General features: G+C 65.1%; 6 protein-coding genes. All 6 read right to left on the bottom strand.

Annotated features, from left to right (window positions below):
- Positions 1-46: 46 nt before the first annotated feature.
- The gene (locus L0966_RS00275; RefSeq protein WP_234049849.1) at positions 47-5,572 is read right to left on the bottom strand and encodes an LPD23 domain-containing protein; all 5,526 of its coding nucleotides are present in this window, start codon (positions 5,570-5,572) and stop codon (positions 47-49) included.
- 12 nt (positions 5,573-5,584) lie between these two features.
- The gene (locus tag L0966_RS00270) at positions 5,585-7,723 is read right to left on the bottom strand and encodes a hypothetical protein (protein WP_234049848.1); all 2,139 of its coding nucleotides are present in this window, start codon (positions 7,721-7,723) and stop codon (positions 5,585-5,587) included.
- Between the two features lie 116 nt (positions 7,724-7,839).
- Positions 7,840-8,346 (bottom strand): hypothetical protein, encoded by a 507-nt coding sequence (locus L0966_RS00265; protein ID WP_234049847.1) that lies wholly within the window; start codon positions 8,344-8,346, stop codon positions 7,840-7,842.
- Positions 8,319-8,846: a hypothetical protein gene (locus L0966_RS00260; RefSeq protein ID WP_234049846.1), complete on the bottom strand. Its 528-nt coding sequence runs from the start codon at positions 8,844-8,846 to the stop codon at positions 8,319-8,321. Before L0966_RS00260 ends, L0966_RS00265 begins: the two co-directional genes overlap by 28 nt.
- 2 nt (positions 8,847-8,848) lie before the next feature.
- On the bottom strand, positions 8,849-11,335 hold the full coding sequence (locus L0966_RS00255; RefSeq protein ID WP_234049845.1) for a hypothetical protein: 2,487 nt from the start codon (positions 11,333-11,335) through the stop codon (positions 8,849-8,851).
- A complete protein-coding gene (locus tag L0966_RS00250) occupies positions 11,326-11,922 on the bottom strand; it encodes a hypothetical protein (RefSeq protein ID WP_370640581.1) in 597 nt (198 codons plus the stop codon). Before L0966_RS00250 ends, L0966_RS00255 begins: the two co-directional genes overlap by 10 nt.
- Between the last annotated feature and the right edge of the window lie 42 nt (positions 11,923-11,964).

Raw genomic sequence — 11,964 nt, 5'->3', positions numbered from 1 at the left:
AGGGGAGGATGGCCCGCCGCCACAGGGACGACGGGCACCGGTGGGATCACGAACCTGGGAGGAAGTCCGTGACGTCGAAGCCGGAGTTCTTCGGCGGCTTCTGCGGGGCATCGCGGACCATGTGGCTCAAGGCGCCTTGAACCGCGATGTTGTTGGAGAACGGAAGCACGGAGAGGAGCTGCTTCCATTCCTGCTGCGACCGTTCCCGGCCCGTGATGATGGGCTGGAAGAGCGCGGATGGCGCCACCCGGAGGACGTTGTTGATGAACGCGACCGAGGGGTTCCCGAACCACGCATCGGACGGGAGAGCGGAGTTCCGATAGCCGAACATGGGATTGGCGCCGGTCATGCCGATGCCGGTATCCACGAGGCCGGGGATGAGAGAGGAGTAGGCCGAGAGCTGGAAGGCCGCCATGGCGATGGCTCCGGGCGTGAGCTTCTCGTCGAGATACTTCTGCGGGTCCTCCTGGGTGGCCGCCTGGATGCGGGTGCGCCCGGCGTAGAGCGCCGCTCCAGCCATGGTAGACCACACCACGTCGGCGAACGCCTCACTATCCCGCATCGCCCATCCATTGAGGATGTTCATGTGCCAAGCATTGAGGGCGAAGCGCCGGAGCTGGGCGAAAGTCCGGAAGATCGGGGAGCGGTCATAGACCGTCCCGGCACCGAAGTCGTGCTCCATGCTGGCCCGGCCGGCGGCGCGGTTGAGCGCGGAGGCGAAGGCGGTCTTGGCCTCCGGGTCGGTCCACTCCTCGGGGTGCAGACGAGAGAGCTTGGCACCGGTCCAGTGGCTCGTCACCTCGCTGTGCTCCGCGACCTGGGCGAGAACTCTGGGGAGCATCTCGTCATCCATGCCGAACCACTTCAGGCGGTTCCGCTCGGCCTTGGAGAGCTTGGACAGGTCAAACTTCTCGGCGGCGTCTCCCGCCAGCATCCGGTCCATGACGCCGCGAACGTCGTCGGAGATGGGGGTTCCAAGACCCTTGACGGACTGGTAGATGCGCACGAGCCAAGCTCGGAAGTTCTGGAAGGCGCCCTGGAGCTGGGGTGTTGGGGCCTTGCCTTCTCGCAGATACTGCTCAAAGCCCTGCGCCCACTGCTCATGTTCCTTGCGGCCGATCTTCGACACGTCGTCCACGCCGAGCCATTTCAGGACGGTGTCGAGGTCCTTCTTCGCGGCCTTGTTGATCTGGGCATCCTGGATCATTTCGCCCAGCCATTGGTGGCCCATCTCGTGCATGAAGGTGGAGGCGTCACGCTCCTCGAAGAGCTGGATGACGGCCTTGTTCCGGCTTGACGTGATGGAGCCGCGATACCCGTCGCCGTTGGACTGGAAGAACTTCGCATACTTGTCGGGAGTGGTTGGGGCAGCCGACTGGTCCTTGGGGACCTTGCCATCGGGATACATCACCCACTGACGGCTGCGGGGGGTGTCCTCCGCTCCCGGCCCAGTGAACCACGGCGGGAGGTCCCTACGCTGCTCGGCAGTCATATGGCCCCGGACTTCGGTGGACCGACTTTCCACCTCCCCGGACATCCGCCGGTAGAAGTCCCTCGCCTCCTCTATGGTCAGCCCCCACCTCTTCGCAAGATACTCGGGGTCCGTGCCATACCCATGCCCCTCCAGATACTGGATGGCGTGCTGTATTTCGTGCAGAATCGTGCCGTGGTGGTCGGGGCTCAACGGGCTTAAGGCGATTGAGCCGGTGTTGTGGTCGAAATAGCCCCACGCTCGGTCCTGCATCTCCGCAGGAACCTGCTTAATCTGTAGGTCGAACAAGCTCGGATAGGCAGCTTCCAGCTCCGGGGACCTGTAGACGTCGCGGAGGCGGATGACGGCCCCACGCGCGGCGTCATCCAGGGCTTCGTTGATGCGGGGGGCGATCTTCCCCTTATCGTCGGGGACTTCAAAGCGCCACTTCCCGTCCTTGCCCTTGCCCCACCCGGTGATGGCCCAGATGTCGTCCGGGCCGAAGCCCTTCCCCTCAAGGTCGATAGCCATCATCAGGTCATCAATGTTCGACGTCTTGGCCCGTACACCGGCGAACTGCCCCATCTCTCCCGGACCGAGGACATCGGGGGACTTGCCGGACCGGACCTCAATGCCTTCCTTCTGGTAGAGCTTGAGAGCATCCTCGCCCAGACGCTCGGCGCGGGCCGCGTAGCGAGCCGACACGATCTCGGCATTGATCCTGGCTTCGCGCTCGGCCACACCCGCCGCCACGAGCTGGGCCTTGATGTCGTCGCGGACCGCCTTCACGGACTTTGACGCCTTGCCGAGCCCCTTGTAGGCAGCCTTCGCGTCCCGGTAGAACCGGTCGGCCAGGATGCGCCGGGCGGCGCCACGCACCCGGTGGTTAATGGCGTTCATGCCAGAGGCCGACACCACGAAGTCCGAGGTGGCCTTGGTGGCCCCCGCGATCTTCGCCAGGGCGCCATCCATGGGCGCCGTGAGCATCCCGTCCTCAGGGGCGCGGCGGGCCGACAGGTGCTTGAACTCGTCCACGGCGCCCAGGGCCGCGATGTCCCGTCCAAGGTCATCGGTGGCCTTCAGAACGCCCCCTTCCAAAATGTGGGTGCGGAAGGCCGGCATATGCTGGAGCATGGCGCGAAGACCACCCTGGGTGGCCTTACCTCCAATGGTCGCGAGGCGGGCCATGTCGGGGATTGCCGACAAGCCGAAGTTTCCGCCCATCGTGGCAGTGCCGAGGTTGCGCAGGATTTCCAGGCCCTGGGCGACGCGGGTGTTGGCATTCTCGCTGGGAACACCGAGGAGCCGGTCGAACTCCTCCTTCAGGAGCGAGACGTCGTTTGCAATTTCCTTGGGGGACTGCCCGCTCTCGGCGCCCTTTGCGGCCACCTGCTCAAGAACGTTATTCATCTCCTGCCGGGAGCGGATGCCGTCCATGAGCACCTCGCCATCCTTGCGGACAAGCTGAATGCGGCCGGCGGCCCGCCACGCGGATGCTTGGTGGTTGTAGTGGTCGAACAGGTCGAAGGCGTTGTTCTCGACGAAGTCCCCCAGCTTCAGGCCCGTGCGGGGATGGACGTAGTTCTCGTCGATGTCGATACGGAAGTGCATGAAACCGGGCTTCGAGCCCTTGGGCAGCCGGGCCAGGATTTCGTCGATGTCGGCCTCCGACAGGCCCATGTCGCGCATCCCGGAGCGGATGACGTCGGCGGTGGCCCCGTCGCGGGACATCATGAAGAACTCGTCCAGGCCGTAGGCGCGGCGGTTGAGGTTTTCCCAAACGCCGTTGGCGATGGTGTAGGCCTTGTCCCCCAGCTCCTTGTGGGAGGCGAGGAGAGCGCCCTCGAACCACTCCTTGAACTTCCTTCCACTCGCGTCGATCTTGCTGATTTTGTCGAGACGCCACACACGGGGCAGGTAGTGACTGTTCGGGGGGACGTTCTCGCGCCCGGCAAGTGCCCGGCCAGGGTTGTCCGGCGTCTCGGCGCGGGGCGTGAGGTTGCCCTGCCGGTGCTCCTCCATGAGGGCATTGAGCTGCTTTCCGACCTTGACCACCTGGGGGTCATAATGCGCATCCCGGTCGGGCCGCATGTCTCTGGTGTAGTTGGAGACGGCATCCCCGAAGTCCTCCCACGCCTGGGTCATGCGGGGGGCAATGGAGGACTTCCACCACGGGATGCCCTTGGCGTCAGCCCACTCCTTGAACTGCGGATAGGCCGTGCTGTAGAAGCGGTTATCCGCGTCGTGCATGATGCGGAGCTTGTCCTCGCCGGCCGACACCGGGTTGACCACGAAGTCCCCGTTGGCGTCCTTTCGGCCGACCACGTCCAGGCCGAGAGCCTCGCCAACCTTACGGGCCAGCGGGTTCTTGGAGGAGCCGACACGGCCCGCCATGTCCGGCCGGGCGGCCTCAACGGCGGTGCGGGAGGCGTCATCCTGCCCCACCTTCATGAGGTCACCCTTCGAGAACTGCATGGTGTTCTCGGGGTTCATGGCGGCGCTCAGGGAGCCTTCGCCACCGCTGAATACGGGGGTTCCTCGCTGGATGTCGGCGACGACGCGATTGGCCTCCACCGATCCACGGGCTGCAATATCCTCGGTCGCCGGGTTCCGGGAGAACGGACCGAAGGCGAAGCCCAGGCCGGCGCCGAAAGCGGCCGCCATGGCATAGTCCTCACCGCTCACGGACTTACCGAGGGCGTCCTCACCGGCGGTCAGTGCGAGGTTTCCCCCAGCCGCCGCAGCCCCGGCCGCGATCCGAGAGCCAACGGCGCCGAGCTTCATTGCTCCGCCGGCCGCCGCCCCGAGGCCGCCCGTGCTGATAGCGACGGCAAGCCCGGTCGGATCAAGCATCCCGGCGGCAAGTCTCACGCCCGTCCCGGTCCATCCGGCCCGGCTGATATTCAGCTCGTTCTCGTACTGGCGGTGAGCCTGGGCCGTCAGATAGTCAGAATGAGCGGGGGAGACGCCGAGGAGCTGCCCCCAATATTTCTCGGGGAGCCCCTGCTTGCGCTGTTCAAGCTCCTCGGTGGTTGGCTGATAGTCGGGCGCCGGGGCGAAGACCGGGCTGTCGCGAAACAGGTAGGCCGTGGTGCTCTCGTCGGCGGCGGACTCCACCGTCTGCCAGAAGGTCGGAGGCGGATTGAAGGTGCGCTTGGCAACTCCTGCCGCGACGTCCTCGGGCGAGCCTGCGGGGGTGACGCCCGGGGCCGTATCTACCCAATGGGTCTTGGGGCCGGTGAAGTCGAGAGGAAGTCCGCTCTTCCGCAGCTCCGCCACGCGCTTATCAATCTCAGCCTGGGTGCTCTGGGCGTAGCGGACGCCCTCCATCCCCTTGCGGGAGAACCACTCATTCCCGACCTTGATCTTCCCTCCGATGCTCGGGTTCGCGTCGGCGAAGGCGTGCTCATTCTCCATCCCCTGGTCGGTTGTCAGACCGACGTAGTTGCTGCCTGCCGCGATGTCCTCCAGCGCGGACATGGCCTTTTGGTAATAGGCCGAGCCGGATTGCTCGGGCCGGACGATGCCCCGGCGGACCGGTCCGTAGAAGCTCTTTGCGGTGTTCCCGCCATTGAAGACCAGCTCACGAACCGACTTCCCGTACATCACGGACCGGTTGATGAGGTTCTCCATCGCCGTCTCGGGGTGATCGCCCGTCTCCAGCCGCATCAGCCCGAAGACGTAGGAGCGCAGCTCCGGGTCGTTCGCGAGTTCGTTGATGGCAGATTGCCGCTGCTTGGTCAGAACCTCACGGGTCGCGTACTCGACCGCAGGGTCGGAGGCCGTCCACCCCCCGGCTCTCCGCCGAACCTTAGGCTCCGCAGGGGCCGGGGTGATGGGCGTCTGGTCGGGGTCGCCGGGTCGGGCGGGAATGGGATCGACACCGGGGGCCGCCTGAGTGGGCTGGGGGAGGTTCTGGTCGGCCCCGGAGGTGTCCGGGAGGGATTGTGCCGGGGCCGGATCAGGGGCCGCCGGAGCGGCGCCCTGTGTATCCGGGAGGCCGGCGTCGGGGAATGTGGAAGGGGGTGCCCCCTGGCCGGGGGCGGGCAACTCGGTCGTCTCGATATTGCTTTGCGGCCCAAGGCCGAGGGTGTCGTCCATCAATCCTTGCTGTTATTCACCAAACCACGGAAACACGGGCTTGGAGGCGTTCTTGTTCACATCGGAGTTGGGGTCGGCCAGGGCCTTGAAGCCCGCCGTAAGGCCGCCCAGGTTCGGTTTCTGGGGGTTCGTGAGGAGGTCGAAGATGGGTTCCGCAGGGGTGCCCTCGAAGAGCTTCAAGCCGGCATCGCGGGACTGCGCGGCCTGCTTGCGGTCGTCGATGATCTTCGCGTTGGCCGCCAAGCTCATGGCCTTGTCCGTCTTCCTCAGGTCCCGGTCCGTGAAGGTGAGCTTGTCGCCGTTGACGGAATAGAGGGGCGCACCCGTCGCGGCGTTGATGACGCGATAGATGCCGTTCTCGAAGCGGATCGAAAGGTTCCCCGGCCCGTCGATGCCCTGGGCCTTCAGGTCGTTGGGGAACTGCTTGTAGACCTGATTGAGCACCTCGTTGACCACCGGCTCCTTGCCGATGGAGAGGAAGGAGGAGCGGTTGAACTGCGCCTGCCCGTTGATGACGGGGACCTCCTCTCCGATGCTGGCGGCGGCGGCCTTGACCGCATCCTTGGCGGAGACGCCCTGAGTGCGCACCAGGAGCTGGGCGCGGCGGGTAATCTCGGTCTGGGCGCTTCCGAGGTTGACGGGGTTGGCCTTCCAGTTCCATGGCATGTAGCCGGACTGCGGGTCGCGAAGGCCCTTCACGGCGTCATTGATCTCTTGGTAGGCGGCCTTGATCTGGTCGCCGTTGGCGCTGTCGGGGTCGATGGCTCGGGAGGCACCTTCAATGGCCTCCTGCCTCGTCTTCCCCATCTTCCGCAGGAGATGGTAGCTGTCGTAGAAGTCGCGGTCCTTGGCGTCCAGGAGGTTGTTCACATAGGCGGGGGAGCGGGTGCGCAGCGCCTCGTAGAGGTTCGCGGCCTGCTCCGTGCGCTGCTGCTCGTCGGGGTTCGTGAGCGAGGTGGTGTTGGCTGCCGACTGGATTGCCGAGTGCAGGTACCCCTTCCACTCGGGGTTCTCCACCCCGTTGCGGACGAACTGCTCCGCCTGGGCGGCGAACACGTGGCCGTTGATGACGCTCTGCGGCTGCCCCTGGAACTGCTTGGCGACCTGGGAGCGAATGCTCTGGGCCTGGAAGGTAACGGCCCCGTCCTTGATCTCCTTGGCCCCGAAGGTCTTCATCTCGCCGGTGAAGGGGTTCCGAGCGACGATGTCCTGGACCGCGTCGAAGGAGCCATCCCCGCGCGTTAGGGCCGCCTGGGCCTGCTTGAAGAGGCCATCCTTCTGCTGCGCCTCCCAGTCCTTGCCGAGCACCCGGTTGGCGTCGGCGCGGAGGGACTGGGCATCGGCGACATACTTCGGGTCCTGGGAGAAGGCGGGGAGCGCCTGCCCGGTCTTCACGTCCTTGCCGGGCGCGTCGAGGATGGCGAGCACGTTGCGGGCGGCCTGGGGCGTGGCCCGGCCGTCCGAGAGGCTGGTCTTCAGGACGCCCATGAGGCTGTCGTTCATCTCCGCCCAGGTGGCGCCATTGACGCTTCCCGCCAGTTCGGCCTTGGCCTGACGGACGCGCTCGGCCACCTGATCGGGCGTAAGGCTCCCCATGTCGGGAGCGTTCAGCACGTTGCGGAAGCCGGTGGAGATGGTGACGCCCCGCACGTCGGCATTGTGCCGGGCGATCTGGCCCTGCTGTTCCTTCAGGAGCTGCTCACGGAGCCCCACCACGGACCGCTGGAAGTTCTCGGCGCCGTGGGGCGTCCCCGTGGGGATGCGGTCCATGTAGCCCTTCGCGCGATCGGCGATGAGCTGGTCGATGTCAACGGGGGTTCCGTCCGGGTTGAGGAGCGACTGGGTTCCGCCGGGGCCGAAGTCGGCCTTCATCGCATCGCTGAACTCGTTGCCGACGTTGATGCCCACGGCGGCCTGATAGGCACCATTGGCGACAGGGTTCGCATAATAAGGCACCGTGCCGTTGCGAAGACCCTGGGCAAGCTCGGTGCTGGAAGAGCTGGCGATGTAGCGGGCTGCCGCCTCCTTCGCCTGATCGTTCTCCAGCTTCTTTCGCTCTGCCTCCTGCCGCTTCAGGTCCGCCTCATTGCGGCGGTAGAGCCCCGCCAGGGCGCCGGAGAAGGCCGACAGGGACTGGCCCAGGCGGGCCATGTCGTCGTTCTGAACCGGGCGCTCGGGCTGGACGTAGGTGTCCCCTCGGGCGGGCGCGACCGACAGAGGCTCCGGGGGTGCCAGGTCTCTTGTCTCTTGGCGGCGGTATGGGGCCATCAGCCGAACGCCCCCAGGCCGCCGGAGATGCCGCCGATGAGGAACGGCAGGAAGCTGGGGCTCTTGGCCCGCTGCACGGAATTGATGCGGGACTGGGTGTTGGCCTTCACCTGATCCATCTGGGCGTAGGCGTCATCCCGCGCCGTCTGATAGTTCTGCATGGTTGCGTCGTCCCGGCGCCCCTGCTGCGCCCACAGGTCATTGACGAGGGCGTTGACGGAGAGGCCGGTCACGCCCGCCTCGCCAGCCGAAGTTCGGGCCTGGGAGCGGGCGCGGAGGGCGTCTATATTGTTCTCGAAGAGCTTCTGGTCGGCGGCGTTGCGCTCCTGGATGCTCTTGTGCTGGAGCGCGGCATACTGGTTGTCCGCCGCCTTGTTCGCGTCGCGAGCGTTCTCGCGGTACATCTGGTTCTGCGCGTCCGCCTGGGACTTCGCGGCCTGATAGCTGGCGACACCGCCAGCAATGCTCAGGCCCAGGCTCAGGAGGGGAAGAGCGGCAACGCACATGGCGTGCTTCTGGTCCTTTCAAATGGGTAGAACGGGAGGAGCTTCGAACCCCACAGGATGGGCTCCTTGGCGACCTCGAAACCCAGCCACTTGAGCCACTGAATGTGCTTCGCATTGCGGGCATCAACAACGTTGTTCAGGGTCTCATACCGGGCCTGCTGTTCCTCCACCCACTTGCGGCTGGCGCGGAGGAACTCGATGGGACGCTTGTCGAGCACGTCGCTGCCCATCATCCACGGCTGCCCGAGCTTCGGGGTTCCGGTCTTGAGAACGCCGGGGTAGTCGGGGGTTGGCGGATAGATCGGGTCCACGCCGCACATTCCCGCCAGCTCCCCGGCGTCGGAATACATCGCCCAGGCGTCGTGCTCCCGGACCATTTCCAGAAGCACCCCCAACGGCTCACGGCCGGTGAGTGCCTCGACCTCGGCCCGGTCAGCCGGCCGCAGGATGGGCGCCAGGGCTCGGGCGTGTTCTTCAGTGGCCTTGACGATGTATCCCACGTCTATCTCTCCAGGTTGTTCTGGTTCCACATACCCCGCCAGGAAGCGGAGATGAATGAACTTGGAAGCCAGCTATCGTTGACAAGGTCGATGATGACCCTGTCATTGCGGCTCATGATGGGCACGCTCCAGCGCCGGTTCTCGGGCTTCACGGTGCCGAAGACGTGCTGGGAGTCCCCAAGCACTCGGCCGTGGTATTCCTCGGACCGGAGGGAACGGCCGTCAGGCGTCACCTCAACCCGGAAGTACCCGGTTTTGTCGAACGACAAAGCGAGGTGGTGGAGCTGGAGGCGACCGTTGATCTTCGCAATGGAGCTTCCATCGGCGGACTGGCCCCGAGCAAAGAGCGTCGAGAAGCGGTACCGGCTCTCATAGGGGTAGCCAAAATAGACCAGCTTCCCCCGCGTGTCCCCCTTGAGGGACACCGACACACCTCCGATGGAGGAGACGTCGAGCATCCGCCCGGACGACACGGCTATGATGCCGTCCTGGGGAACGAAAGGCAACGTGTAGGTGGTGACCTCGGATGAGGACTTATACACCGGGGACGCGAGCTGGTCCGAGGTCACGCGCCGGTCCAGGTGGATGAGGTAGCCGTGGTCGGCGTCGAGCGCGGAGGTGCTCATGCGGAGCTTCTCCAGGCATGTCCCGCCGGGCCGGGCCACCAGGGCGTAGATGTCGGACTTGATGAAGGCGGCGCGAAGGATGGTCCCTGCGGTCGTCCAGCGCATCCAGGCGGACTGTACCTTGTTCTGCCCCGCCCAATAGAAGCGATGGATGTAGACCGCCGAAGGGTCTCCATCGGTCAGGACGGCGAGGCAGCTCTCGTCCGGGCTCCCGATGATCTGGGTGACGCCGGTTGGGATGTAGCTCGGGGTGTGGGCGGTGACGTTGTCAGCGTCTCCGGTCTCGCTGTTGTTGTCGTAGAAGAAGTCGTAGACCGCCGCGTAGTCCCGGCTGGCGGTGCTGTCGGCGATGAAGAAGACGCTCTTGCCAACGGCCACCGGAGGCACGGTGGGGGACGAGGAGAACTCTGTCATCGGCCGAAGGGATACCGACTTGGGGGTCAGCGTCTCGTTGCCGGAGAGGCGGAACTGGGTGCCATCCGAGAATAGGATGAGGTTGTCCTGGGTGGGCACTACATGCCGCATGATCGACACCTTGACGTGGCTGGCGGCAACGTCGATGGGGTCGTCATCCAGGTAGGCGGTGGCCGTGGTCCGGTAGAAGTTGAAGAAGTCCCCAGAGCGCGAGAGTATGACGTTCTCGTCGGAGAGGAAGCCGAGCCGGTTGTGGTGGAAGAAGACGTCCTGGATGGTCCCGCCCACAAAGGACGGGTCCGGGTTGACGTCCTCGTCGTCACCGCACTCACGCTCGTTCCAGGATGCTGGCTTGAAGGTGAAGCTACCGTCCGCCTCGCGCACCAGGATGTGCGGCATGGTCGAGGCGTCCAGGCCCTTGCGGGAGCCGGGCTTGCAGGTCTCCTTCCAGAGGACTTGGGAGTTGCCGTCGTTGTCCCCGTCCTTCTGGGCGACGACCCAATAGCTGTCGGCTGCGTTTCCTTCCGTCCCGGTGATTTCGACGGTGTACCCGGTGGGCGCGAAGTTGGGCAGGTCGGAAAACCTCTGCGTCTGCCCCTTCACCACCTTCATGGCGTTGCCGTTGTACCCGTCCGCGACCGCAATCGCGAAGTCGCTGGTCGGGTGCTGGAGATGGATGGAGGAGGTGTATCGCGTCACCGACCACCCATTCGCAGCATCAATGCCGCGCTTGGACATGATCTTCGCGACCCACCCGGCATTGTCCACCATTTGGTTCACGTCCTCAGAGATGCCCCAGATGACGCGGTTCTCGGTCCCGTTGGGGGACATACCGTTGTAATAAACGCCCCCTGCCGCAGCCATCGTCCCGTCAATCAGGAGCTGGGCAATGTTCTCCGTCGAAGCGCAGCTTGCGGAGCCGGACAGCCCCCCGCCTGGAGTTACGTATTGAGCAACCCGGACGCCGTTGATGTCCACCGTGTAGGGCTTGGAATAGTTTCCTTGCACCACATTCACGAGGGCTTCGTACGGACGGGTTGGGAACCTCCCATCCGCCGCCAGCACCTTCTTCTTCTGGTTCACGATGATGGTGTAGTCGGCCACCGTCAGGGCCGCGTAGCTGGTTCCCGCACCGGACAAATAGCTGAAACCGGAAGGAGCGCTGACGGCGCGGGCGGTGCCGTCGAAACCATACACAAAAAGCTTCCCGTCCCGGATCACGAGCACGTAGCGCTCGGCCTCGTCGCGGTTGATGAGGTGCATGAACGTGGCACCGCCCGAGGTGGGGATGTTCGCGACGTGCTCGAACGGCGGGCGCTTCTTCAGGCCAGCCACGAGGGTGGCATCAAAGTTCTCCTGAAGCTCCCCCTGGGTGGGGAGGCGCATGGCGACGGCCTGCTGGGAGACGCCGTTGTAGAGCCCCGGAAGCTCGCCCGTGATTAGGCCCACGAGCGGCTCCGGCGGCGGAGGATGCGGGACGGAAGTGAGGCGTCGAGAACGTTGAGGTCCTCGTTCTCCGCTTCGTCCGACACGAACTCGGCCCAGGCGGCCTGCTCGTCCTTGACGGAATAGTTGTGCAGGTTGTCGGCCCCGAGGAACTGGTCCTCGAAGCGGCGGCCGGCGGCGATCACGATGAAGTTGCGGGCCGTCTCTGGAAGCTCGTAGAAGTCGAGACCGAAGACGATGTCCACCTTCACCGGCTGTCCGATGTTGTAGGTGTGGCCCACCGGATCATAGAGGCGCCCGCCACGCTGAACGTAAGGGCACGACGGGTCGGAAGGGTCCACCTTGAGGGTGTTGAGGGGGAGGATGATCTCGCCGTCCGTATTGGGAGACAGCGGGAAATTCTCCTCGGAGTTGAAGGACCAGCCCGATTTCTGGAGCTGGCGAGAGAAGCGTCGGATGGAGGCCAGGGCCGTGCCGGCATCAGCCGGGAGCACGGTCAGGAGGGTTTCCACAGGGCTCTCCCCGATGGCGGAGAGAAGCGCGTTTACGGCCTCCAGTTCGGTGGTCGGTGTGAGGAGAGGTGCGGTCACTTCGAAAAAAGGCAGAAGCCCCGTGAGGGACCTCTGCCATTG

This window comes from Xanthobacter sp. NM-59 (assembly GCF_021401125.1).
Taxonomy (GTDB): Bacteria; Pseudomonadota; Alphaproteobacteria; order Rhizobiales; family Xanthobacteraceae; genus Xanthobacter.
Note: the sequence above shows the minus strand (reverse complement) of the source record. Positions and strands in the feature narration are given on the sequence as shown.